This is a genomic window from Exiguobacterium undae DSM 14481 (assembly GCF_000620805.1).
GTDB lineage: Bacteria > Bacillota > Bacilli > Exiguobacteriales > Exiguobacteriaceae > Exiguobacterium_A > Exiguobacterium_A undae.
Genome location: NZ_KK211187.1, coordinates 232386 through 257563, shown reverse-complemented (window position 1 = coordinate 257563; position 25178 = coordinate 232386). Strand labels below are relative to the sequence as shown.

Below are 25178 nucleotides of genomic sequence, written 5' to 3'. Positions count from 1 at the left end.
TTTAATAATACGGACGAATCATCAAGTAGACGATGACACCCGTAAGACTGACGTACAACCAAAGCGGCATCGTAAACCGTGTCCACTTCTTATGTTTCTCGAAATTTTGATTCAACGCATGGGCAAGCGACATCAGGACCAGTGGGACGATGACCGCCGCTAAGATGATGTGTGAAATCAAAATAAAGAAGTACAACGGACGGACAAACCCTTCGCCTCCGAACTTCGTCGACTCGCTGACCGCGTGATAGGTGACGTACGAAATCAGGAACAGCGTCGTCGTCGTCATCGCACCACCGATAAAACGACGGTGGTTGATGCGATTTCCACGGCGGATCGAAATCCAGGCTCCGAGTAATAACATGAATGTGAAGCTGTTAAAAATCGCATTCAAGAACGGAAGGATCGTCCAGTCAAACCCGTCCCCGACTTGTAACGGCGGCGCAAAAAATAACAGTGCGACCAACAAGTTGATGACGAGCGTCAGGATGATGACGAGTGGAACAAAATTACGTTTTTTAGCGGATTGCTGCATGAATCATTCTCCTTGTTTCCAATCAAAGTATCGTTTTAACCATTTTGGTAATGGACCATCAAACAAACGTTCACGCCAGTACAGATCGGCTGCACGCTGGACGGCTGCTCCTCGGATTGGGTACGGATGGACGACACGCGACAGTTGACCAACCTTATCTTTACGGGCCATCGCATAGACGACTTCCTGCATCCATTCGCCCGCCTGTTCACCAATCGCGTGGGCACCAATCAATTTCCCGCGCTTATCCGCAATCAGTTTGACACGTCCTTCCGTCCGACCGTTGATGACAAAACGATCGACTTCATCGAGTCCTGTTTCGTAGACTTTGATGTCGTCATACTTTTGACGTGCTTCTGCTTCCGTCAACCCGAGATGGAAGAGTTCAGGCGTCGTGAACGTCACCCATGGTACCGCACGGTAATCCGGTTTTGTCCGTAAACCGAACAAGGCATTCGTGACGACCGTTTTCCCTTCAAGACCCGCGACATGCGTGAACGGTAACGATTGAATCGTGTCACCGACGGCAAAGATGTGACGTTGGTTCGTCCGAAGCGACGCATCGACTTGAACATATCCTTTTTCGACTTGAACACCCGCCCGGTCAAGACGCAATGCTTCGATCCGAGGTTTCCGTCCAACTGCGACGAGCACCGCATCCGTTTCGATGACACGTGATTCGTCTCCCGTTTTGACCGTGACTTCGATCCCGTTCGCCGCTTTGCGGACACTCGTGACCGTCGTAGCGAGATGCAGCGTCAACTCTTGTTCGATTTGGCGTTGCAACACGGTGACCATGCTTCTGTCTTCTTTCGGCATCAAGGAATCCGCGCCTTCGATGACCGTCACCTCGGTTCCGAGATGCGCATAAGCTTGTGAAAGTTCCATGCCGATTGCGCCGCCGCCAATGACGAGTAATCGTTCAGGACGTTCGGTCTGTTCAAAAATCGTCTCATTGGTTAAATAAGAAATCGTATCCAGTCCGTCGATTGGTGGGACGATCGGCTGTGAGCCGGTCGAAATGACGAATTTTTCACCAACAACCAGTTGTCCCGCCACTTCAACTTCATTGGCACTTAAGAAGCTCGCTTCCCCGATGTACACATCTACACCCAGATCTTCAAAACGTTTTGTCCCGTCATGCGATTGGATGATGTTACGCGCCCGGTCGACACTGGCTTTCGTCTTCGCATAAACGGCGTCCCCGTTCAGTGTGATGTTATATTTAGCTGCCGTCTGCTTCATGACATGGACATCATGGGCGGCTTCGATCAACGCTTTCGAAGGCACACATCCGTAATGCAGGCAGTCTCCCCCTAAATGCGTATGCCGTTCAATCAATGCAACGTGGGCACCGAGACTTGCTGCACCCGCAGCAATCGTCATTCCGGCTGCACCCCCGCCAATTACGACCAACTGATAACTTTTCATCGGGAAACCTCCTTATATCGTGTTGCAATCTCTTCCATCCGTTTCCGGTTGACCCCCCAGTCCGAATATCCGACGCGTGAAGCCGAGCGGAAATGGACGAGCTGAGCCGATGGATCAAAATAAAATTCGACATCATCTTTGAAACGTAGAAGTTTGCTTGAGAACACCGCATGAATGTACTGGGCATCTTCTTTCACGACGTCCACCCGGTCCAAACTTTGGAGAATCCGCATAATTTGAAACTTTGATTCTGTCAGATTGCCTTTAAACGGTAAAGGTGCCATTTTCAACGCTTCTTTGTCCGTTTGTGTCGATACCGCATTCGGTTTCCCGGTCAGCGGACTTAATGTTCCGTTCGATACGCCAAGTGCCATGACTGATTCCTCCATTCGTTTCGTCTTACAGTAAATCTCTATTCCCATTTTACTTTACCAGTTCGGTTTCGAAAGCGCTTCTCATTTGACTTTTTCGTTATGCTTTTGTGACCGGCAGGAGAATCGTCGCGATGGCGCCCCCTTCCGGCTGGTTATCGATGAACAGTTTTCCTTCATGCGCTTCAACAAGTTCGCGACAGATGGCCAGTCCGAGTCCCGTTCCACCTTTCCCTTTTTGGACCTGATAAAACTTCTCCGTCACGTGACGAAGGTGATTTTTCGGAATCCCGGGTCCTTCATCGCTGAAGGACAGGAACAAGACCCGTTCCGAACGGACCAGACGGATCGTAATTTCACCGCCTGTCGGTGAAAATCGAATCGCGTTATCGAGCAGGTTCAAGAAAACTTGTTTCAATCGATTCTCGTCGTATAAACCAATCACCTGTGCCGGCAGTTTCCGGACGATCCGGATGTCTTTCTCCTCCAGTTTTTGACGCAATTGTGCCGTCACCGCCTCAATGATTTCCGTGAGGTTGACTTCTTGACGGTATAAAACGAGGCGGCTCGTTTCAAGCTTGGAAAAGTCCAACAGTTGTTCGACCAGTGAAATCAACCGTTCCGTTTCCGAATGGATGATTCCCATGCCAAGCGAGGCTTCTTCCGGCAACCGCTCCGGTTCTGCCAGTAAGGTTTCGCTCCAACCTTTGATTGAGGTCAGCGGCGTTCGCAGTTCGTGCGAGATTCCCGAGATGAACTCGTCTTTCAGCGTCTCCTGTTGTTTGATCTGTTGTCCCATATAGTTGATCGTCCGGGCCAACTCGCCTAATTCAAATGTATATTCTTCATTCACTTTGACATCATAATGTTGTTTCGCAATCTGATCGGACGCACCGATGACTTCCTGAATCGGACGAACGATGGATGAGACGAGGCGTGACGAATAAATATAAGCCAGTCCCCAAATCATGATCCCTAAGACAAGAATCGCCAAACAGATCTCGACAACCCGCTGATCAATTTTGGCGAGTGAGGTCGTATACCGAAGAGCTCCTGTCGTTTGACCAAACGATACGACCGGTTCCGTCACTTCCAACAAATGTTCGTCCGTACTCGGGTCGTCATACCGTTTCGTAATGGTGTCGCCTGCCAACAGACGGGTTGCTTCCTCTTTTGTCAGGCTCCGCTTGGATACGAAGCCGGTCGACGAGTAACGGGGGACTCCCTTGACGTCCAACACTTCGATTTCAGCGTCCGTATACGCATACGAATCGAGGACTTCATGAATCGTCGCCTCAGAATCCTGAAAATCATACGCCAGTCCGCTGTTGGCGAATAACACGGCGCTGGCATTGGCGTGCCGTTTCAGGACATCCGTTGCCGTCACATAATAATAGTTATACGTCACGAACGATAAAATGCCGATGACAAGTAACACCGTCACGGTAATGATCGTCATGAAACGCATCAGAATCTGTCGTTTCATTTTTCGTTACGCCATTTGTATCCATGACCCCATAACGTTTCAATGAACTCGGGTTCGGCTGGATTTTCTTCAATCTTTTGACGCAGGCGACGGATGTTGACATCGACCGTCTTGCGATCGCCAAAATAATTTTCGCCCCAGACGGCATCCAGCAATTCATCACGTGACATGACTTGATCTTCGTTTTTGATGAAGTGACACAATAAATCGTATTCGGTCGGTGTCACTTCCACATCCACACCTGCTTTTTGGACACGTTTCGCCCCAAGATCGATTCGAAACGGTCCGGACAGCAATTCACGCGGTTGTTTACGGCGGCGTAACGTCTCGACGCGACGAAGTAACGATTGAATCCGTGCGAGCAGCTCCGCGGGGCTGAACGGCTTCGCGATGTAATCATCGGCTCCGACACTTAAGCCCATGACTTTATCTTCTTCACGTGTCCGTGCCGTCAACATGATGATGCCGACGACTTCATCTTTTGAGCGGGCTTGTTCGCAAACGGCAAATCCATCCACTTCCGGCATCATGATATCGAGCAACAAAATATCAAACGTCTGCTGCTCAAACTGGTCCAATGCCTCCCGTCCGTTTTCAGCTTCAATTACTTCATATCCCGCTCGCTTTAAATTAATGACGATGAAACTGCGAATCGCATGTTCATCCTCAGCCACTAATATTTTCGTCATCTCGATTTCCTCCTGCTTTCGCTTTATTCCACAAGGGCTACGTTTGCTGCATATTCGTCATACGATTGATTGGCATCGATGACGTAGACATAATCAATGCCTTCTTTGATTTTTTTCTTTTGTTGGCTGGCGATATACTGATTTTTCGGAATGATTTCGAGTTCAAAATCAATCATGCCGGTTTCCCGGTTGATGAAACGGACCCGGTTATCTTTTTTCTCGATCGTTTCGCGTGTGGCCCAGTTCGCCGGGAAACGCATGACGAAGTTATACTCAAGATCGATGTATTGTTCTTCCCGCAATTCAAATCCGCTTTCGAGAAACGGTTGCACATTGGCGCCGTTCCAGGCATAGTACGCCGTGATACGCGGTTTGTCTTCCGCAGTGCGTCCGACACTTCCTTCCGGTGTGTACTGATGGGCGAATTCAACGACTCCATCTTGATCCACATCTTTCGGGAAGGTGTACATCGGCTCAATGATTTCTGTGATTTGATCAAAATTCACTTGATTGAGCTTGGCTTGATCAAGCTGAACGAGCATCAAATGCATCGCCGCGTCACGCGTAAAGGACACGAGCAGTCCTTTTTCCTTTGCTGCATTGATGATGTCGATCTCAAATAAATCATGATCGGCAAACAGATCACCTTCCCGCATCGGCAGGGATATGACCTGACGGACGGAAGGAGTCAACGCTTCCTCGTAATAAACCAGCTCTGTCGGTTGACCGGTTTTTAGCAACAGCATGTCTTGGCGTTTGTCTTGATTCAAGTCGGCGATCGTCAATCGATCGTATGTATCGACTTCCGTGACACGCATCGAAGACTTCAGCAGATCCTGCAAGACATAGACGGTATTTTTCTCAAGACTCGTGATGCCGATGACTAACTGATTCAAGGTTTTTGATGGATTGGCAAGGACGTGGAGTTGATCAATCGAACGACCTGCCGCAATCGGCTGACTGACACGCAACACCCACTTCTTTTTCATCCGCTCGTGGACCAACAGGTGGATTTGGAACGTTCCGTCCTGATTGATCCGGTAAAACGTAACCGCTTCTTCCTGACCGTCCCGATCCAAATCAATCAGTTCATACAGTTTGGAAAATGATTGATTGCGGGGCGCCACGATTTCGGCCTGTGCCGGTAAATCGGCATCAATTCTTGTTTTTAACGACTTTTCCCATTCCGGTAAAGCCGGATGTTCCAGTAACGAGGCAGGATGCGGGAATGTAAGACCACACCCTGCTAAATATAGGGTCGATAAGAAAATAACAACATATTTCATCAGATGAATATCCTTTCCGTACATACTCTCTTCAAACTTTATCACACTCTTTCGAGAGAGAGTAATTGTGGAAGAGGAGTCAACTTGTTAAGATGTAACAGATATTCGAAAGGAGTTTACACTTATGGCTTATGAAATGATCGTACTTGATCTGGATGATACATTATTGACGAGTGATCACACGATTTCTCCAAAAACGAAACACGCATTACTCGATGCACAGCGTCGTGGAAAAAAGGTGGTCCTGGCAAGCGGACGTCCGACTTACGCCATGATCGATCTTGCGAAAGAACTCGAACTCGCCCGCTACGGCAGTTACATCTTAAGTTTTAACGGAGCTTCCATCATCGACTGCAAGACCGATGAAGCACTCTTCTCCAGTACCCTTCTTCCGGAGACTGTCCATCGTCTTTATGATTTAAGTCAACGGGAAAACATCGACATCCATACGTACGTCGGACACGAAATTTATACCCAACACCCTAATCCCTACACGACAATCGAAGGGGAATTGACAGGAATGGACGTCGTCACTGTACCCGATTTTAAAGCAGCCATCACAGCACCTGTCGTGAAATGTTTGATGCTCGCAGAAGAAAGCCGGTTGGCGGAAGTCGAACAAAAACTGCAACTCGAATTGGCCGGTGAACTCGCCGTCGCCCGCTCCAAACCATTTTTCTTGGAATTCACAGAGGCCGGTGTCACAAAAGGAACCAGTCTCGAATGGCTTGCCAACCGCCTCGGCATTAAGCGTGCCGACGTCATCGCGTGTGGCGACGGCAACAACGATTTATCGATGATCGAATGGGCCGGACTTGGTGTCGCCATGGCGAATGCCGCCGATACCGTTAAAGAAAAAGCTCAGTACATGACCGCCTCGAATGACGAAGACGGCATTGCCCTCGTCGTTGAAAAATTCATGATGGATTAACGATTTCGACAAAAAAGCATTCGATTCCGGTGTCCTCGGAGTCGAATGCTTTTTGTTGTGTTAAGACATACACCAGTCAATCGTCGGGCGACCTTGTTGGTTCAACCACTCATTGGTTTGCGAGTACGGACGGCTGCCAAAAAAGCCGCGACTGGCCGAAAGCGGACTGGGATGAACCGATTCCAAGACCAGATGACGCGTCGTATCAATCAAACTTTTTTTACTTTTCGCATGGTTTCCCCACAGAATGAAGACGATCGGCTGCTCCTGTTGTCCCAATACTTCAATCACACGATCCGTAAACGATTCCCAGCCTTTTTTCGAATGCGAGCCGGCTTTTCCGGCTTCGACCGTCAAAGACGTGTTCAGCAAAAAGACCCCTTGCTTTGACCATGCCTCGAGATTGCCCGTCGTCGGCGTCGGACAGTCGAGATCGGTGACGAGTTCCTTGTACATATTCCGCAAAGAAGGCGGAATCGCGACACCGTCATTGACTGAAAAACTTAATCCGTTGGCTTGATTCGGTCCGTGATACGGATCTTGACCTAAAATGACACATCGGACATCAGCTGGTGCCACAGCATCAAAGGCATGAAAGATTTGATCTTTTGGCGGATACACGATTGTTTCCCGGTAAGCCGTTTTAACGAAATCCCATAAACGGATAAAATATTCTTTTTCTTTCTCTTCTTTTAAGATTTCCTGCCAGGCTGAATGCATACAGCTCGCTCCTTTTTCAGTCTCAAGCCCCTGTTCGTTCGGCTTGATTCTGCTATGATGAGTAATGAGGTGGAATAAACATGATTCAAACAACACAGTTATTTGGTTTGCCTTTTGTCAACGCAACACCATCGACATGGTATACCCATATTAAAACGATTTTACACAATAACGAAAAAGCCTTTCTCGTCACCGCTAATCCCGAACTGGTCCTCCGTTCGTTGCGCGATCCCGCTTACAATCATATCTTACAACAAGCGACATACATTACACCCGACGGAATCGGCGTGACGGCAGCCAGTAAACGGATGGGCGAACCCTTAACGGCGACCTTGCCCGGCATCGAGACGGCACGTGAACTTCTTCGGACGGCAGACGCCTTAAAAAAACGTGTTTTTTTACTCGGTGGTCGGCCGGAGGTCATGAAAGCTTTACTTAAACAGCTGTCCATCCGTTTTCCCGATATCCAGTTCGTCGGTACGTTTCATGGATTCGGGAAAGAAGAGGAAGCCGCCGCCGCCATCCGCTCGGCTGATGCCGACTTGATCCTCGTCGCGCTGGGGGCACCCAAACAGGAGCAGTGGATTGCTTCCGTTTATGATCAACTGGATCACGGCATCTTCATCGGTGTCGGCGGTGCCTTTGATGTCTGGTCCGGTCACAGCAAACGGGCACCCAAACTGTTCCGCAAACTCAAGCTCGAGTGGCTGTACCGGATTTCCAGCCATCCGCGTGGATTTGAGAAATTAAAGGATCTGTTGCTGTTCGTGTTACTCGTCTTGCGGAAAAAATCACGTCTGTAAACACAAAATACCCGCTGTCCGTTTGAAGGGACAGCGGGTATTTTTGTTTCTTATGCGTTAACTGTTGAGAATGAACGACCGAGTTCTGTTGCTTTAACGATCGCTTCTTCTTTGATTTCTTCTGCTTTTTCAGGGTTCATTGCCATACCTTCGATGAACAATGCGTTGTAGTCTGTTACACCTGTGAAAGCAAGTGCTTGACGGAGGTAGTCATCTCCGAAGTTGAGTCCTGAACCAGTGTAGACACCGCCTGTTGCTTGGATGTGGAGTGCTTTTTTGCCTTCCATCAATCCTTTAGGACCTTCTGCAGTGTAAGCAAACGTTTTACCTGCAAGAAGAACGCTGTCGATGTACATTTTGAGACGTGCTGGGAATGAGAAGTTCCACATTGGCGTCACGAATACATATTCGTCCGCTTCCATGAACTGCTCAAGGTGCTTCGTCATCGTACCGACTTTTGCGATTTCAACTTCTGTGAGCGCTTCGCCTGTTGCGAATTTTCCCCATGCGCTTAATACGTCTGTATCGATTTCTTGAACATCTTCGTTGTATAGGTCAAGAACTTCTACTTCAGCGTTCGGGTTAGCTGCTTTGTAGCTTTCGAGGAAAGCTGCACCAGCTTGAAGGCTGAATGAGTGTTCCGTTGATTTCGGGTTTACAGTTACATAAAGTAATTTAGTCATTTTTATTTCTCCCTTTTATCTAAAGTAATTTCTGTAAGTAAATATACCAACACCGTTTTCTTTTGTCAATTAGTTTGATTTCGAAGAATTCAGCAAAAAAAGCTTAATCATGACGATTAAGCTTTTTTTGCATGCGTATAATGATCTGCTTTATGACCAATCCGTTTCAATTGGTCAATCAACTGTTCTTTTTCTTCAATTGAAAGATCGCTGAATAAGTCCGTTAAAAATGCTTCGTGTTTCGGGAAGGTTTCTTCCATCAACGTCCGACCGGCTTCGGTTAATGTCCCGAATGTTACACGGCGATCTGTCGGGCACGATCGTCGGGCAAGAAGTCCACGGTTTTCCAATTTATCGACGACATACGTCACACTGCCGCTTGTCAGTAAAATCTTATCACCGATTTGTTGAAGCGGTGTGTCTCCTTTGTGGTACAACAACTCAAGTACACCAAATTCCGATAAATTCAATTGATGTGTCTTGATGTCCACCTTTACTTGTTCCGTTACCGCATGCATTGTACGAGATAGAACAACGAGCATTTTTAATGCCAGCTTCGAGTCTGTCGATTCCATTTTACGTTCGCCCCTCTTTATCTTCATTCGAAACAATCATAGACCTCTTTTTTCCATTGGTCAATTCCAGCTCGGATTTCTACCCTTTCGACAGACACCCCACATTTCCCTTGCCGTGAAACGCGTTCCACAGATTATGGTCTTGATATACACTACAAGGGAGGCTTTCATCATGTCATTGCAAACAGTCTTACAGCGTCTTTTCCAAAAAAATGTGGCGTTTGAATTAGCGATTGAACAACTGTATACACCAACCGGCTACTACCTGTGTAAACATACGCTGGTCGCCCAGTACAAAGAGTTGACGCCGGCTCATCAGGTCGAGCTGTTGCAAAAAATTTCCGAACAGATTGAGCGCTCGACTTGGCTCGAAGGATCGATTACGAAACAAGACTGGATCCATCTCCACCAGCAACTATCCAACAACCGATAGGAGGAACCTTTGATGACCAACATTCGTGACTTGGCACGTGAAGCAGATGTTTCAGTGACGACGGTCTCGCGTGTCCTTAACCATCATCCGTACGTGGCGGACGATAAACGAAAAGCCGTCCAAGATGCCATCCGCAAACTGGGTTACATCCGGAACCAGACAGCCGTCCAGTTATCCACCGGACAGACCAAGACGATTGGTGTCATGCTGCCTTATGTCGACCATCCGTATCACGCCGCCATCCTCCAAGGAATCGCCCGATGTGCTTTCGAAGAAGACTACCGGTTTTTGACCTGGCAGACGAACTATGTCGAGTCACACGAACAAACTGTTCTGCAAGCACTCGCTCAACGTGAAGTCGATGGACTGATCATCGTCTCCCATAGTCTCGCCGTCGAGGACATTCTAAAATACGAACAATACGGACCGATTGTTTTTTGTGAACACCATGCAGATGTCTCTGCTGTCTATATCGATCACTATACAGCATTCCAAAAAGGGTTGGCTGCCTTTCAGTCCCTTGGACATACGGAAATCGGCATCTGTCTCGGCCGACCGGACAGCACCAATAGTCTTGCCCGAAAACGAGCCTATCAGGATACGGTGGCATGTACGCCGTCAGAATGGATTTACGAACATTCGCTGACGATCGAGGATGGTGCAAGTATCGCACGCCACTGGTTAAGTCAGCCCCGACGTCCGACCGCTCTTTTGACGGCAAGTGACCACGTTGCGGCCGGTATCATCCTGGAACTGCGGAAACGGGGCTACCGCGTTCCGGAGGACTTAGCCGTGATCGGTTTTGACGGCAGTGATTTGGCCGTCGTCCTGAACTTGACGACCGTTGCTGTCCCTTATGAGACAATCGGGCGGGAAGCTTTCTCCATCGCGATCAGTGATACGTGGCGCGATCATCCGCAAATCGAAATTCCGACCACACTCTTGAACGGTCTCACTGCGAATCCTGCTGTGAATGAACGTTAAAAAAGGTCATCAAACAGCTCGTTTCTGCTGTTTGATGACCTTTGTTTTAGTAGTGACCGTTTCAGATCATGTTACTGTGTTGATTTCTTTTTCCGAAAACGGGCAAAGAATTCATAAACGATCGGTACGATCAACAGTGTCAACAAGGTCGAACTCGTTAATCCACCGATGACCGTTACACCCAGTCCTTTCGAAATCAGTGCGCCGCCCTCAAGACCTAACGCGAGTGGTGATAACGCACCGATTGTTGCGAGAGCTGTCATCAAAATCGGACGTAGTCGCGTTCCGGCTGCATCAAGTAATGCCTCCCGCGTATCGAGCCCTTCATTTTCCTTATGAATGACACGGTCAATCAGAACAATCGCATTTGTGACGACGATTCCAATCAACATCAAGGCACCAATCAACGAGGAGACAGAAATCGTTTCTCCTGTAATCAACAGGGCAAGTAAACCACCGATGATCGCAAATGGAAGTGAGAACAAGATGACGAGTGGCGTCAATGCTCCGCCAAACGTGACGACAAGAACAAGATAGACGATCGCAACTGCTGCTGCCATCGCAAGTCCAAGTTGCGTGAACGATTCTTGAATCTGCTCCGTCACTCCGCCTGCGTCATAGGATACGCCTGTCGGAAGGTCAATCTTCTTGACGGTTTTGTCAATCGCCTGTGAGGCTTCGGTTGCTTTATCCGTTTTCAGTTCTGCCGTGACGGTCGCGACAAGTTTTCCATCACGTTCACTGAGTGAATCCGGTGTCGTTCCTTTTTTGACCGACACGAACTCTGATAATTTCCGTACGCCGAGCGGCGTCGTGACATCCGTTTCTTCCAAGTCATTAATCGAATCATACGTCGTCTGTTCGTTTGGTACGATGACGTCTAATTCTTTTCCGTCTACTTTTATAGTAGAAAGTGGTTTTTCTTCCCCTTGGACATTTGCGATGCCTTGGGCCAGTTGTGCCGTCGACACACCGAATTCCGCTGCTTTTTGTTGATCGACTTCAAACGTGTATTGTGTGTACGACTCTTTTAAGTCTGTCGTCACTTTTCGAACGTATTTCGATTCACCCTCGATCGCTTCAACGAACTTAGGTGTCATCGTTTGTAAATCTTCGATCGAGTTGGCATAGATCGAATACGAGACACCCGAAGAGGCCGCCCCGCCGCTGAAGTCTTGTTCTTTCCATTCTCCAGTCGGGATGTCTTGGTTCAACTGTTTAATCGCTTGTTGTTTAATGTCTGCAAAGTCTTCTGTGTCTGGATCATACTGGGCAATGAAGACGGCTTGTTTCGTGTTTCCCGGGTTTAGTGGATTTTCTCCACCGACCGTAAACTGTAAGTTGTCGACACTGCTTTGTTTGTCAAAGTAAGCTTCTGCCTGGTCAGCCGCCTTCAATGAATCTTCCAGTGTTTGACCCGGTTTTGGATTGTAGGTGACATAAAACGTTTTTTCACTCTCTTGATTCAAGAAGTTGACGCCGATTGCCGGAACGAGTGCAAAGCTGCCGATCAGCAACAGAACAGCCAGACCAAAGACCACAAGTTTATGGTTCAAGGACCAGTTGAGTACACCACGGTACCAGTTCGCGAGTTTACCGCCATCTTCTTTTTCCGGTTTTGGTGCCTTCCCGCGTTTGAACAATGAATCGGCAAACATCGGTACAACCGTGACCGCAACGATCAACGAAGCAAACAGGGCAAAGACGACCGTCAAGGCGAATGGCAGGAACAACTCGCCGACGAATCCGGTGACGAATCCAAGTGGCAAGAAGACCGCAATCGTGACGATGGTGGACGAAGCAACCGGAATAAACACTTCACGTGTTGCATCGATGATCAAGGCTTTTCCTTTTAACGGTTCAGCCGGATCCGTCAATCGCCGGTAGATGTTCTCAATGACGACGATGGAATCATCGACGACCCGACCAATCGCAACGGTCATCGCACCAAGCGTCATGATGTTGAGTGAGATGTCCAGCTGTTTCAAGACGAGAATCGCCATCAACAGAGAGAGTGGAATCGAAATGACGGCAATGATCGTTGATTTAATGTTACGCAGGAACAAGAGAATGATGATGACCGCGAACAAGGCGCCAATCAAGGCCTTGCTGACCATCGTCGAGACCGACTCTTCGATTGGTTTCCCTTGATCCAGGGTGACGGATGCTTTTACGGTGCTGTTATCTTTTTCAAAGGCTTGAATCGTCTCTTTGACGGCATTCACGACTTCGACGGTGTTCGCATCCTGTGATTTCGTCACTTGAACACCAATCGATCGTTCTCCGTTCGACCGGGAAATCGATTCTTCGATCCCTTTGTCTTCGATTGTCGCCAGTTGCGACAATTTGACGGTCGGTACTTGGGTCGGGGCAGCCGTTGTAGGTGCCGCTGGGTTTGAAGCGGGTGCCTCCGTTGCTTGTGCCGGCGCTCCAGTTGGTGCTTGTGCTCCTGCTCCAGGTGACGCCTGGCCTGTTTCCGCTGACGGCTGCGGCGTGTACGGTAAACGCAGATTTTTTAGTTCATTGACGGTTGTCGCTTTGCCATCCAATACAACCGCCTGCTCTTGATCTCCCAACTCATACAAGCCGAGCGCCAAACGGGAATCATTTGCTTGAATCAGTTGTTTGACGTTCTCTTCCGTCAATCCATACTGTTGTAATTTCTTTTCATCAAACTGAATCTCGATCCGGCGAATTTCTTGACCCGCAATTTGTACTGTCTGCGCCCCTTCAATTCCTTCGAGTTTCGGTTGGAGTTCACTTTCAACCAGTTTGGTTAAATCGGACAACGAACGTTTTTCGTCCGATACGGCAAATCCGATGACAGGGAAGGCATCAAAGGAAATCCGGGAAACTTGAGGTTCCTGTGCCCCTTCCGGCAACTCGACGTTCGCTAAAGCCTCTTTCACTTTCTGCTCTGCTTCGTCCATATCGGTACTAAAGCTGTAGTCGATTTGCAGATTCGACGCATTTTGGAAAGACGAAGAACGGACCGTTTCGACGCCGCCTAAGTTCTCTACTTTACTTTCAAGTTCCCGACTCACTTCGTCTAATACTTGTTCCGGGGTCGCACCTGGATAAATCGTCGTTACCGAGACCGTTGGTGTCGTGATGTCTGGTAACGTTTCGAGTTTCATCGTCGTTCCGGCATAAATTCCGGCAACCGTGATGATGATCGTCAGCAACCAAAGAGCAAACTTGTTATTGACTGAAAATTGAATGATACGCTTCATGGTAAGGATTCGCCTTCTCTCTTCTTTTTCAATTTATTTCTGATTCTCGGATGCTTGATCCATCGCACGTGCTTGTGTAAGTAATCGGTTAATCAAGGACTGGCGAAGATCGGGTGTAGGCTCGCCAAATTGAAAGTGCTCCGACATCTTTAAGCCGTCTAACGTAAAACGAATCATCATTGCATCAACGGGATCCGTCTGTTCCATCAACTGGTCAAAAAATTGATGGACCTGTTTCTTTCGTTCTTCGACGAAATCAGCATTTTCCTTCAAGAATGACAATAAAAACACGACCGTATCGATATCCAGACAAATCTCTTCGTCCCGCTGGGCTTGGAGCATGACGAATGCTTCCATTTGCCCAAGCCCTTGTTCACGATAGGTTTGATATTGCTGAAACTGACGGGCTTCCTGTTCTTCGATGACCCCCATCAGCAATTCTTCTTTTGAAGCAAAATGATACAACAGCCCACCCTTTGACACGTTGGCCTGTTTCGCCACTTCTTCCAGCGTCAATTGCGGAAAACCCCGGGTCAGCATGATTTGAACCGTCGCATCCGTGATCCGACGTCTTGTTTCTAACGCTTTTGCACTGACCATGGTCTCTCTCCTTTCTTTTTACTGTACCGTCCGGACGGTTTCTTTTATAAATATACGAATTTCTTTTCGACTTTGCAAGATTAAATCGATGTTTCACGTGAAACGCTTTCTGGTTAGACAATCTACATCTGAAACAACAAAAAAATCCACACGATTCCCGCTCTTTTCAGATCGGGAACATGCGGACTTTTTCAGATGATGGTTAAACGTCTTCGCGGGCACTTTCCATTAAGGCTGCATGCATCGCTTCTGCTAACTGATGTTCACGCAAGACATGCACCCCACGATCCGTCGGTCCTCCGGGAGCCGCCACATCTTGAATCAGTTCTGCTGTCGGCCGTTCTTCATGCAACAGTAATTCCGCCGAACCTTTCATCGCTTGTGCAATGATTCGCCGTGCAGCGGATTCATTAAAACCAGCTTTCGTTAACACCGGTGTCATGGCGCCGACGATTTCATAGAAGAAAGCGGGACTGCATCCTGCTGCTGCCATCAAATACGGCATGGTTGAAGCATCCGTTTCAACCGTTTCACCGACTCGTTCAAACAACGTCGTTGCTTGTCGTTTCTTGATGTCAGAAACATGATCACCGAACCAAAGGCCGGTCATGCCTGTTCGAAAGGCGACAGGCGTATTCGGCATCGCACAAACCGCTCCACATGTCACATGCGCTTCAATCTCGACGGGTGTGATGTGGGCTGCGACGGAAATCAACAGTTGATCCGTCCAACGGTGTTGTTTGATGTATTCCAGGACACCGTCCGGTTGCATCGCTAAGACGATGACATCAAACCGATCGATTTGTTCATCCGTCGTCGTCCGCACCCCATACTGCTCTGCCAAGGCAAAAAGACGGGCACGATCCGCTCGGTTCGTCATCGTAATCGTCTGCGGTGAGATTCCGGAATCAATCCATCCCTTGACGAGTGCTTCACTCATCGAACCTGCACCTATCATTAAAATGTTCATGTTCATTCCTCCCAACAAAAAAAGGACCAGTCGCTGCTGGCCCTTTTGGATTTCCTAGTCATTATACACGAACGGCTAAATCTTCGACAGCGACGACACGCAGCCCTTTTTCATTCAACTTCTTAACGATTTTCTTTTTCGTCTTGTCATCACAATCTGTTGGTAATGTGATTAAGACACGACGCATGACACTACTTTTCGCATCAAGTGTCATGAGGCTTGCGACCGTCGAATATTTATTGACGATTTTGGCGATTTTTTCAAGCGCACCTTTTTGTTCACTGAGTGCCACTGTTAAGACATAACTTCCCGAATCACGGTTCCATGCTTCTTCCAGCATACCGAGCATCTTTCCGTGTGGTAAGATACCGAAAAATTGTCCGTCATCGTTCAGTACCGCGATGTACGGAAGTTCTTTAATGGAAAAGAAGACTTCAAAGAAGTTGCTTCCCGTATAGATGAACTTCGTCGTATTCTTAATCAATGTCATGACATTGTCGTCTAAACTGCCGCCATTCATGCCATGGCGATAGATGTGCATTTTATAGATGTTCCCTTTGAACTGTTGACCGGATTGATCCAGAACGGGTACACAACGATATCCCGTTTCTTCCAACGTCTGTAACGCTTCACGGAGCGTGGCTGTTTCTGATACTTTGACACACTGGTGTTTCGGGATGCATAAACTTTGAACGAGCATACTAAACGTCCTCCTCTTTCCTCTTCATGGTTCTGGCTGAACTGCCGATCGATCCTACCTAGCTTATCATTCGCTTTTGTTCGTCGTTTTCCTGCTTTCCTTCTATTCCCTTCACAACCCCAACCGAAAACACAACTTCCCTTTAGAATAAGGAGGAAACACCTACGATTCAGAAGGTTTTCGAATCATTATTAAATCAACAATCTGTCTTATATTAAGATTTATTAAGATTTCGTAAAGGTGGTACATAGTTGTATTCTTTTACAATAGCGTCTGATACAATCGAACTCGTGAAGTTACTTCACTATTCTTGTTCTTAATATGGAGGCAGAAAGAATGTTTAGTAAAAAACAAGATCCATTCGCAGTGAAATTATCTGAGATTGCAGGACACCTGAAACAAACGTCACAATTTTTCGTCGATTTTAAAATTAATGGTATTGCCGATGTTAAAGAATTCGCCCATAAAGTAAAAGATTTTGAAACAGCTGGTGATGATTTGATGCACCAACTCATCATTGATTTAAACAATGCTTTCATTACACCGATCGACCGTGAAGATTTATTGGCACTCGCTAACTCGCTTGACGATGTTCTCGACGGTTTTGAAGAATGTTCAGCTATTTTTGAAATTTATAATATCGTACAAGCAGACGAGCACATGATCCGCTTCGTCGATGAGATCCACATTGCTGTCAACGAACTCGCTTTATCAATGGATCTGTTGGTTGCCCGTAAACTTCAACCGATGCGTGAACACGTCATTAAAGTAAAAGAACAGGAAACAATTTGTGATAACTTACGTCGTAAGTCAATCAAAGCCTTGTTCGCTACAGAAACCGATCCAATTAAAATCATCCAATACAAAGAAATTTATGAATCGCTCGAATCAATCGCCGATTACTGCCAAGATGCAGCAAACGTCATTGAAACGATCATCATGAAAAACGCATAAGTGAGGAGCGAACGAGATGGATAGTCTTTTTATCATCACCGCCATAATCGTCATTCTCGCACTTAGCTTTGATTTCATTAATGGTTTCCACGATACAGCGAACTCGATTGCGACTTCGGTGTCGACTCGTGCTTTGAAACCACGTCACGCAATCATTCTTGCGGCGACGATGAACTTTTTAGGTGCCATTACGTTTACTGGTGTAGCTAAAACAATTTCCGGCGATATCGTCGATCCGTCGACACTTGAACACGGAAGTTATGTCGTCATTGCCGCTTTACTTTCTGCCATCGCCTGGAACCTGTTGACGTGGTACTTCGGTATTCCGTCCAGTTCTTCGCACACGCTGATCGGTTCGATCGCCGGTGCTGCGATCGCCTCAGTCGGATTTGGCGGAATCGAAGCAAAAGGACTTTTGAAAATCGTCCAAGCCTTATTGATTTCACCAATTCTTGCGTTTACACTCGGTTTCATTGTCTATGCCATCTTTAAAGTAGTCTTCAAGAAGGGTAATCTGGCGAAGACGAATCGTCGTTTCCGTCATATGCAGATTGCGACAGCTGCCCTTCAATCGTATACGCACGGAACGAATGATGCCCAAAAAGCAATGGGGATCATCACGCTTGCTCTGATTTCTTCCGGTTACCAAACGGATCACGACGTCGCGACATGGGTTAAGTTATCATGTGCAATCGCGATGGGTCTCGGTACATCAGTCGGTGGATGGCGGATCATTAAGACTGTCGGTGGACAGATCATGAAAATCCGTCCCGTCAACGGAGTTGCGGCTGACTTAACGTCTGCTGCCATCATCTTTGGTGCAACCGCGATTCATTTGCCGGTCTCGACGACACACGTCATTTCTTCTGCGATTCTTGGTGTCGGTACATCACACCGGAAAAAAGGAGTCAAATGGGGTACGGCACAACGGATGTTGATTACATGGGTCATCACACTCCCGATTTCAATGGCAGTGGCTGCTCTCATTTACTACATTCTTGATTTCCTTTTCATCCGATAATCACGATTCCCCGTCTAGTTTAAATAGATGGGGAATTTTTGTCCCCGTTAAGCTCAGGGAGTTGTCGCCTCGTCTATAATTCGCTATGATTGATGGCAAGAAGAATCGCTTATTTTATTTAGGAGGAATTCCAAATGACAAAACGTAAAGCCTTAACAATCGCTGGTTCTGATACAAGTGGTGGTGCCGGTATTCAAGCTGACTTGAAGACGTTCCAGGAGCTTGAAGTCTACGGGATGAACGCGTTGACGGTCATCGTCGCACAAGACCCCGATCAATCTTGGCACCATGCGGTTTATCCAATCGATGCCGAACTCGTCCGGACACAAATCCACACGGTCCTTGGAGGAATTGGCGTTGACGCGATGAAGACGGGTATGCTCCCGACTGTCGAAATCATTGAAGTCGTTGCTGAAAAAATCAAGTCATCCGGCGTCAAAAACGTCGTCATCGATCCGGTCATGGTGTGTAAGGGTGAAGACGAAGTCCTCAATCCAGATACAGCTAACGCTTTACGTGATGTCCTGACACCGCTCGCTACGGTCGTGACACCAAACGTCTTTGAAGCGGGTCAATTGTCCGGTCTCGGAAAAACACCTTCGACAATCGATGAAATGAAGCTGGCAGCTGCCCGGATCCATGAAAAAGGCGCACAATACGTACTCGTCAAGGGCGGCAGCAAGATTGACCACCCACGAGCAGTTGACGTGCTTTATGACGGAAAAGAGTTTATCCTAATTGAGGACGAGCGTATTGAGACACCGTACACGCATGGAGCAGGATGCACCTACTCCGCCGCCATCACGGCTGAACTCGCAAAAGGAGCTTCCGTGGAACAAGCGGTCCGGACTGCGAAATCGTTTATCACCTCTGCGATTCGTAATTCATTCCGTTTGAATGAATATGTCGGTCCGACTGACCACGCTGCTCACCGAACAGTAACGTCTTAATCGCTCAAGAAGTCCGCGCAACGATCGCGGACTTCTTTCTGTATAGGAAGGGGATACACCATGCAAGCACTTGATTTAACCGCTGTACAAGACTATATCGACAAGCATGCCAATACACCACTGTACGTTCACGTCGAGACGACGAACGGCGCGTATGCGACCCATCAGGATCCGACGTTCCACAGTGCCGGCATGTTTTTCCGCAACGCCGAGATTACGTATGAACGTGGACTGATTACAGGAAACGGTCCCTACCGGATCGGCTTGAAACTGGCACACGGCTGGTTGTACGGAGAAGGATTAACGGATTACGAGTTCGCCGGAGATCAGCTTTTGATTGCCGGTCATGACATCGAAGGGCGTCTTGCGATTGCCTTCGAACTCAGTCCGACCCCATTCGCGCAGGGCGCAGAGGAGGTAGAATGATGGCTTATAACGAACAAGATCATCTACTTGTCATCTTCCCTCACCCGGATGATGAAGCATTCAGCTCAGCCGGAACAATCATTGAGCATGCTGAAAATCGGGGACCTGTTACGTATGCCTGTCTAACACTCGGAGAAATGGGACGCAACATGGGACGTCCTGTCTTTACGAACCGTGAACAGCTCGCAACGATCCGAAAACGCGAACTGATTGCGGCATCGGAAAAAATGAAGATTTCTGATTTACAAATGTGGGGACTTCGCGACAAGACAGTCGAATTTGAAGATGAAGCAATGCTTGCGAAACGGATTGGCAAATTGATGGAACAGACCCGACCAACACGGGTGATTTCGTTTTATCCGGGTTATGCCGTCCATCCGGATCACGAAGCAACGGCACGTGCCGTCGTCCGGGCTCTTCGCGCAATCGAAGAAGCCGAGCGTCCTGAATTTTTAGCAGTCGCCTTCGCCAACAATACGCGCGATGAACTCGGTGAAGGGACGTTTATCCATGACGTCAGTGCCTATACCGAGCAAAAAATCGAAGCCCTGCAGGCACACGCCTCACAAACCGGTGGATTGATGAAAGTCATCTCAGAAGACTCGAACATCCGCGACCTCTTGGTAAAAGAACGGTATTACCATTATCCGCTTTAATTCTTCCACCCTCGAACACTTTTAGTTCGAGGGTGTTTTTTGTCTGACAAAATCTTGGATTAGCAGTCGACTTTTGGAACACCTTCTGCTAGTGTCAATAGTTGAGACTGTGTCTCCGGAGTTCGTAACCTCCTCCGTCACAAAAACTAGGAATGGAAGTGTACATTATGAAAAATGAACGTGCTCTTGTCGTCTTCAGTGGCGGTCAAGATTCGACGACCTGTCTGTTTCAGGCACTCGCCGATTATTCGCAGGTTGAAGTCGTTACCTTCAACTATGGACAGCGTCATGCCGCAGAACTTGACGTCGCCCGCACGATTGCATCCGAACTCGGTGTGAAACACCATGAGCTCGACCTCTCGCTCCTCAGTCAATTAACAAGTAATTCGTTGACTGACCACTCACAATCGATCACGACGAATGAAGACGGATTGCCTTCTACGTTTGTAGACGGCCGGAATCATTTGTTCCTGTCTTTCGCAGCTGTCCTCGCAAAAGGACGCGGAATTCGCCATATCATCACCGGTGTTTGCGAAACGGACTTTTCCGGTTATCCCGACTGTCGTGATTCCTTCATCAAGTCACTGAACGTGACCCTTAACCTCGCGATGGATTATCCATTCGTGATTCATACTCCGCTCATGTGGCTCGACAAAAAAGAGACATGGGCATTAGCTGATTCACTTGGCGCATTTGATTTTGTCCGCGAGCGGACATTGACGTGTTACAACGGAATCATCGGAGACGGCTGCGGCGATTGCCCGGCATGTGAATTACGGAAAAAAGGCTTAGATGCCTACATCGAGGAGGTCCAACATACATGAAATTCAATTATGAAGCACCCGAAACAGTCGAGCGTCCGACGGGCGACTCGCTTATTTATACAAAATCACGTGTCATGATCGTCAAAAAATTGACGTTTGATGCGGCGCACCATCTGTATGATTACGACGGAAAATGCCGGGCTTTACACGGTCATACGTACCATGTTGATCTTGGAATCAGCGGATTTCTCGATCATCGCGGGATGACACTCGACTTTGGTGATTTGAAAAAGATTTTCAAAGAACACCTTGAACCGTTGCTCGATCACCGGTATTTGAACGAATCGCTTCCTTACATGAATACGACAGCTGAAAATATGTCGGCCTGGATTTTTGAGACGCTCGGAAAACATTTGCCGGACGAACGTGGTTTGCGTGTCGAGTTCGTCAAACTGTACGAAACACCAACTGCTTTTGCGGAAGTCCGTCGGGAATGGATGCTTGAATCATGAGTCAACTGAAAAAAACACCGAAGATTCCTGTACTCGAAATCTTTGGTCCAACCTTTCAGGGAGAAGGACGATCGATCGGTCAAAAAACGATGTTCGTCCGGACCGGTGGGTGTGATTACTCTTGTGCCTGGTGCGACTCAGCCTTTACGTGGGACGGATCAGAGAAACCGGATTTGATGACAGCCGAAGACATCCTCACGCAGCTGGATGCTCTCGGCTCCTACGGTCACGTCACGATTTCCGGTGGTAATCCGTTACTGCACGCGTCCATCGGGACACTTGTTGATGCCTTGAAGAGCCGCGGCATTACGATGTCGGTCGAAACACAAGGTTCCTACTGGCAAAACTGGATCCTCGATATTGAAGACGTCACGATCAGCCCGAAACCACCGTCGAGCGGTATGACCGTTGATTATGACCGTCTCGATGCCTTTTTCAAACGGTTACCCGAGCAGCAACGGGCCGTCAAAATCGTTATTTTTGATGAGGCGGACCTTGATTTTGCCGCTGCCGTTTCCGATCGCTATGCCTTGAAGACCCTTTATTTATCGCTCGGTAATCCCGATCCCGCGGAAGAAGGTACGATTGCCCCGCGGATGTTGTCTGATTTAAAAACTTTATGGGAACGCGTTGCAGGTGATGCACGATTTAATCATGCACGGGTTCTCCCACAACTACATGCCCTCGTTTTTGCGAACGATCGCGGCGTCTAAGGAGATTAATTATGCGTCCAGAAGATTTAAACGACTTGTCTTTACTTGGTCAAAAGTCCGTCCCTTACATTTTTGAATACCAACCGGAAGTGCTTGAAGCCTTCCCGAACCGTCATCCGGAAAACGATTACTTCGTTAAATTCAACGCACCGGAATTCACAAGCCTTTGCCCGATTACGAATCAGCCGGATTTTGCGACCATTTATATCTCGTATATTCCGGACGAGAAATTGGTGGAGTCGAAATCATTAAAACTCTACTTGTTCAGCTTCCGTAACCACGGTGATTTCCACGAAAACTGCATCAACGTCATCGGGAAAGATCTCGTCAAATTGATGGAACCCCGTTACCTCGAAGTCTGGGGCAAGTTCACGCCACGCGGCGGAATTTCGATCGATCCGTACTACAACTACGGTAAACCGGGAACGAAATATGAACAGATGGCCGAACACCGTCTCTTCAATCACGATCTCTACCCTGAAACGATCGACAATCGTTAAGACTCGAAAAGCCTCCATTGCCTTAGGCAGTGGAGGCTTTTTTAAACCGGTCAACTGGACGGTAAATCAATGATTTTTGCCCCTTGTTCGTGTAGACGAATCATTTGGGCCGGCCAGATATGCCGCAATAAATGGTCATAGGGGACGTTAAGTGTTTTTGCCAAACGTTCAATCATCGAAAATGACGGGTGTGCGATACTCTGCTCAATCCGTTCCATCATTTCCGGTGTCGTTTCTGTCAGCTCAGCCAATTGCTCCAAGTTAATCTCTTGCCGCTCACGTAATGTACGAATCCGCTGCCCGTAATTTTCGAGAGGACTTATCGTTTCGCTCATAATGTAATCTCCTTTTCTAAGCAAACCACACTCCGCTTTTGTTCCTGTTAACTTATTCCCGAATTTCCTTTTTCAACACCCCTTCCCTTCATGATATTCAGGATATGAAATATAATTTTAAAAAAATCATAAAAAAAGACTAGCTTTTTAAAAAGTTATCGCTTACAATTTTAAATGCAAACGGTTGCATTAATCGCTTACATTATTGCACTAAACAGACAGAGAAAAGAGACATAGAGGAGTGAGACCACATGAAAAACAAGATTTCATTTGATTTCTGGCAAAAGCTAGGGAAAGCGTTAATGGTAGTCATCGCAGTCATGCCAGCAGCCGGAATCATGATCTCGATCGGCAAGCTGATCGGAATGTACGGCGGCGATCTCGCCCTAATGCAAACGATTGCAAGAATCGTTGAAGATTTAGGGTGGGCGATCATTACTAACCTGCACGTCTTATTCGCGGTCGCGATCGGTGGATCGTGGGCGAAAGAACGAGCCGGCGGAGCATTCGCTGCCTTGCTTGCCTTTATTTTAGTCAACCGCGTCACAGGCGCCATCTTCGGTGTCAACTCAGCTATGCTCGCGGATCCAAAAGCAACCGTCACTTCGTTGTTAGGTTCGGACTTAGTCGTGAAAGATTATTTCACTTCCGTTCTCGGTGCTCCTGCCCTGAACATGGGGGTTTTCGTTGGTATCATTTCCGGTTTCCTTGGAGCCGTACTGTTTAATAAATTTTATAACTTCAGCAAATTACCAGATGCGTTAGCCTTCTTTAACGGAAAACGGTTTGTCCCGTTCGTCGTCATCGGTGGATCGGTTGTCGCCGCATTCGTCCTGTCACTCGTTTGGCCGTTCGTTCAAGGATTATTGAATGACTTCGGACGCTGGATTGCAACATCGCGTGATACAGCACCGATTCTTGCGCCATTCGTCTACGGAACACTCGAGCGTCTTCTTCTGCCGTTTGGTCTTCACCATATGTTGACGGTTCCAATGAACTATACGGAACTCGGCGGAACGTATAAAATTCTCACCGGTGCAGCACAAGGTTCAGTCGTTGCCGGTCAAGATCCACTCTGGCTGGCTTGGATCACCGATCTCGTCAACTTAAAACAAGCCGGCAATACACAGGGCTACAATGATTTGATCAACAGCGTCGTTCCAGCACGTTTCAAAGAAGGACAAGTCGTCACATCACTTGCTTCTTTAATCGGTGTCGCCGTTGCGATGTATATGTCGGTTGACGAAGACAAAAAGAAAGCTTACAAACCTGTTTTCTTATCTGCTGGTCTTGCGGTCTTCTTGACAGGTGTTACAGAGCCGATCGAGTTCATGTTCATGTTCATCGCACCTGTTCTTTACGTCGTTTATGCCGTCTTGACGGGTGTCGCGTTTGCGCTTGCAGACGTGATGGATTTACGGATTCATGCGTTCGGGGCCATCGAGTTGCTGACGCGTATTCCACTGATCGCCAAAGCAGGACTTCTCGGTGACTTGATTCGCTTCATCGGTGTCTGTATCTTCTTCTTCTTCTTGAACTTCTTTACGTTCCGTTTCGTTATTAAAAAGTTCAACTATGCTACACCAGGCCGGAACGGAAACTACCTCGATGACGTAGTGGTAGCTGACGGTGCCGCAGCGACTTCAGAAGCAGCTGCGACTTCCGATCAGTCACAAGCTTCGCAAATCATCGGTTTACTTGGTGGTCCGGCGAACATTGAGGAAGTCGATGCCTGCATGACACGTTTACGCGTCACGGTCAAAGATCCAAACCTGGTCGCACCTGAGTCCGATTGGAAGTCAAACGGTGCACTTGGTCTTATCCTAAAAAATAATGGCGTGCAAGCCATTTACGGTCCAAAAGCGGATGTCCTGAAATCGGATATCCAGGATCGAATCGGCGCATAAACCAAATGGA

The 25178-nt window shown here is 47.8% G+C and carries 28 protein-coding genes; 14 read left to right on the top strand and 14 right to left on the bottom strand.

The window, feature by feature from the left end:
• Window position 1: 1 nt before the first annotated feature.
• The 6 genes from P397_RS0102005 to P397_RS0101980 all read right to left on the bottom strand — a co-directional run bounded on the left by P397_RS0102005 (window position 2) and on the right by P397_RS0101980 (window position 5798).
• Complete coding sequence (locus P397_RS0102005; protein ID WP_026831736.1) at window positions 2-535, bottom strand: DUF420 domain-containing protein; 534 nt, start codon at window positions 533-535, stop codon at window positions 2-4.
• A 3-nt stretch (window positions 536-538) separates the two neighbouring features.
• On the bottom strand, window positions 539-1966 hold the full coding sequence (locus tag P397_RS0102000) for a dihydrolipoyl dehydrogenase family protein (protein WP_028105459.1): 1428 nt from the start codon (window positions 1964-1966) through the stop codon (window positions 539-541).
• On the bottom strand, window positions 1963-2340 hold the full coding sequence (locus P397_RS0101995) for a DUF1499 domain-containing protein (RefSeq protein WP_026831734.1): 378 nt from the start codon (window positions 2338-2340) through the stop codon (window positions 1963-1965). The genes P397_RS0102000 and P397_RS0101995 overlap by 4 nt, the downstream gene beginning before the upstream one ends.
• Before the next feature lie 97 nt (window positions 2341-2437).
• A complete protein-coding gene (locus P397_RS0101990) occupies window positions 2438-3823 on the bottom strand; it encodes a sensor histidine kinase (protein ID WP_028105458.1) in 1386 nt (461 codons plus the stop codon).
• Window positions 3820-4512: a response regulator transcription factor gene (locus P397_RS0101985; RefSeq protein WP_026831732.1), complete on the bottom strand. Its 693-nt coding sequence runs from the start codon at window positions 4510-4512 to the stop codon at window positions 3820-3822. The genes P397_RS0101990 and P397_RS0101985 overlap by 4 nt, the downstream gene beginning before the upstream one ends.
• Window positions 4513-4535: 23 nt before the next feature.
• Window positions 4536-5798 carry a hypothetical protein gene (locus P397_RS0101980; protein ID WP_235183943.1) on the bottom strand — a complete coding sequence of 421 codons (1263 nt, stop codon included), beginning with the start codon at window positions 5796-5798 and terminating at the stop codon, window positions 4536-4538.
• Window positions 5799-5922: 124 nt separating this feature from the next.
• Between P397_RS0101980 and P397_RS0101975 the strand changes: the two genes are divergently transcribed.
• Entirely contained in the window at window positions 5923-6729 is an 807-nt protein-coding gene (locus P397_RS0101975) for a Cof-type HAD-IIB family hydrolase (protein WP_028105456.1), read from the top strand.
• A 60-nt stretch (window positions 6730-6789) separates the two neighbouring features.
• Here the strand turns inward: P397_RS0101975 and ung are convergent, their stop codons facing one another.
• Window positions 6790-7449: a uracil-DNA glycosylase gene (gene ung / locus P397_RS0101970; RefSeq protein WP_028105455.1), complete on the bottom strand. Its 660-nt coding sequence runs from the start codon at window positions 7447-7449 to the stop codon at window positions 6790-6792.
• An 80-nt stretch (window positions 7450-7529) separates the two neighbouring features.
• Between ung and P397_RS0101965 the strand changes: the two genes are divergently transcribed.
• Window positions 7530-8252 (top strand): WecB/TagA/CpsF family glycosyltransferase, encoded by a 723-nt coding sequence (locus P397_RS0101965; protein ID WP_026831728.1) that lies wholly within the window; start codon window positions 7530-7532, stop codon window positions 8250-8252.
• Window positions 8253-8302: 50 nt separating this feature from the next.
• Here the strand turns inward: P397_RS0101965 and P397_RS0101960 are convergent, their stop codons facing one another.
• Together P397_RS0101960 and P397_RS0101955 are read right to left on the bottom strand one after the other, a co-directional pair.
• Window positions 8303-8935 carry an NAD(P)H-dependent oxidoreductase gene (locus P397_RS0101960; RefSeq protein WP_026831727.1) on the bottom strand — a complete coding sequence of 211 codons (633 nt, stop codon included), beginning with the start codon at window positions 8933-8935 and terminating at the stop codon, window positions 8303-8305.
• Window positions 8936-9051: 116 nt separating this feature from the next.
• Entirely contained in the window at window positions 9052-9510 is a 459-nt protein-coding gene (locus P397_RS0101955; RefSeq protein ID WP_028105454.1) for a MarR family winged helix-turn-helix transcriptional regulator, read from the bottom strand.
• A 172-nt stretch (window positions 9511-9682) separates the two neighbouring features.
• Between P397_RS0101955 and P397_RS0101950 the strand changes: the two genes are divergently transcribed.
• Both P397_RS0101950 and P397_RS17040 read left to right on the top strand, forming a co-directional pair.
• Complete coding sequence (locus P397_RS0101950; RefSeq protein WP_028105453.1) at window positions 9683-9943, top strand: hypothetical protein; 261 nt, start codon at window positions 9683-9685, stop codon at window positions 9941-9943.
• A 12-nt stretch (window positions 9944-9955) separates the two neighbouring features.
• Complete coding sequence (locus P397_RS17040) at window positions 9956-10927, top strand: LacI family DNA-binding transcriptional regulator (RefSeq protein ID WP_051523862.1); 972 nt, start codon at window positions 9956-9958, stop codon at window positions 10925-10927.
• Between the two features lie 71 nt (window positions 10928-10998).
• Here the strand turns inward: P397_RS17040 and P397_RS0101940 are convergent, their stop codons facing one another.
• The 4 genes from P397_RS0101940 to cbpA all read right to left on the bottom strand — a co-directional run bounded on the left by P397_RS0101940 (window position 10999) and on the right by cbpA (window position 16430).
• Window positions 10999-14160: an efflux RND transporter permease subunit gene (locus P397_RS0101940; RefSeq protein WP_028105452.1), complete on the bottom strand. Its 3162-nt coding sequence runs from the start codon at window positions 14158-14160 to the stop codon at window positions 10999-11001.
• A gap of 33 nt (window positions 14161-14193) precedes the next feature.
• Window positions 14194-14760 carry a TetR/AcrR family transcriptional regulator gene (locus P397_RS0101935; protein WP_028105451.1) on the bottom strand — a complete coding sequence of 189 codons (567 nt, stop codon included), beginning with the start codon at window positions 14758-14760 and terminating at the stop codon, window positions 14194-14196.
• Window positions 14761-14962: 202 nt separating this feature from the next.
• The gene (locus P397_RS0101930; RefSeq protein ID WP_028105450.1) at window positions 14963-15730 is read right to left on the bottom strand and encodes a pyrroline-5-carboxylate reductase family protein; all 768 of its coding nucleotides are present in this window, start codon (window positions 15728-15730) and stop codon (window positions 14963-14965) included.
• Between the two features lie 61 nt (window positions 15731-15791).
• Complete coding sequence (cbpA, locus tag P397_RS0101925; RefSeq protein WP_026831721.1) at window positions 15792-16430, bottom strand: cyclic di-AMP binding protein CbpA; 639 nt, start codon at window positions 16428-16430, stop codon at window positions 15792-15794.
• 336 nt (window positions 16431-16766) lie between these two features.
• Here cbpA and P397_RS0101920 point away from each other — a divergent pair, with 336 nt between their 5' ends.
• From P397_RS0101920 to queF, 9 genes are all read left to right on the top strand, one after another.
• Window positions 16767-17384, top strand: a complete 618-nt coding sequence (locus tag P397_RS0101920) for a DUF47 domain-containing protein (RefSeq protein ID WP_028105449.1) — start codon at window positions 16767-16769, stop codon at window positions 17382-17384.
• Between the two features lie 16 nt (window positions 17385-17400).
• The gene (locus P397_RS0101915; RefSeq protein WP_028105448.1) at window positions 17401-18405 is read left to right on the top strand and encodes an inorganic phosphate transporter; all 1005 of its coding nucleotides are present in this window, start codon (window positions 17401-17403) and stop codon (window positions 18403-18405) included.
• 134 nt (window positions 18406-18539) lie between these two features.
• Window positions 18540-19355, top strand: a complete 816-nt coding sequence (locus P397_RS0101910) for a bifunctional hydroxymethylpyrimidine kinase/phosphomethylpyrimidine kinase (RefSeq protein WP_026831718.1) — start codon at window positions 18540-18542, stop codon at window positions 19353-19355.
• 60 nt (window positions 19356-19415) lie between these two features.
• A complete protein-coding gene (locus P397_RS0101905; protein ID WP_026831717.1) occupies window positions 19416-19781 on the top strand; it encodes a YojF family protein in 366 nt (121 codons plus the stop codon).
• Window positions 19781-20437: a bacillithiol biosynthesis deacetylase BshB2 gene (gene bshB2 / locus P397_RS0101900; RefSeq protein ID WP_028105447.1), complete on the top strand. Its 657-nt coding sequence runs from the start codon at window positions 19781-19783 to the stop codon at window positions 20435-20437. The genes P397_RS0101905 and bshB2 overlap by 1 nt, the downstream gene beginning before the upstream one ends.
• Window positions 20438-20604: 167 nt before the next feature.
• Window positions 20605-21261, top strand: coding sequence for a 7-cyano-7-deazaguanine synthase QueC (queC, locus tag P397_RS0101895; protein WP_026831715.1), 657 nt, complete (start codon window positions 20605-20607; stop codon window positions 21259-21261).
• Window positions 21258-21713 (top strand): 6-carboxytetrahydropterin synthase QueD, encoded by a 456-nt coding sequence (gene queD, locus P397_RS0101890; protein WP_012371768.1) that lies wholly within the window; start codon window positions 21258-21260, stop codon window positions 21711-21713. Before queC ends, queD begins: the two co-directional genes overlap by 4 nt.
• Window positions 21710-22426 carry a 7-carboxy-7-deazaguanine synthase QueE gene (queE, locus tag P397_RS0101885; protein WP_035414008.1) on the top strand — a complete coding sequence of 239 codons (717 nt, stop codon included), beginning with the start codon at window positions 21710-21712 and terminating at the stop codon, window positions 22424-22426. Before queD ends, queE begins: the two co-directional genes overlap by 4 nt.
• An 11-nt stretch (window positions 22427-22437) precedes the next feature.
• Entirely contained in the window at window positions 22438-22926 is a 489-nt protein-coding gene (gene queF, locus P397_RS0101880; RefSeq protein WP_012371770.1) for a preQ(1) synthase, read from the top strand.
• A 50-nt stretch (window positions 22927-22976) separates the two neighbouring features.
• Here the strand turns inward: queF and P397_RS0101875 are convergent, their stop codons facing one another.
• A complete protein-coding gene (locus tag P397_RS0101875) occupies window positions 22977-23261 on the bottom strand; it encodes a helix-turn-helix domain-containing protein (RefSeq protein WP_028105445.1) in 285 nt (94 codons plus the stop codon).
• Between the two features lie 251 nt (window positions 23262-23512).
• On the opposite strand from P397_RS0101875, the gene P397_RS0101870 reads away from it, so the two are divergent.
• Window positions 23513-25168, top strand: a complete 1656-nt coding sequence (locus P397_RS0101870; protein ID WP_028105444.1) for a PTS transporter subunit IIBC — start codon at window positions 23513-23515, stop codon at window positions 25166-25168.
• Window positions 25169-25178 lie beyond the last annotated feature (10 nt).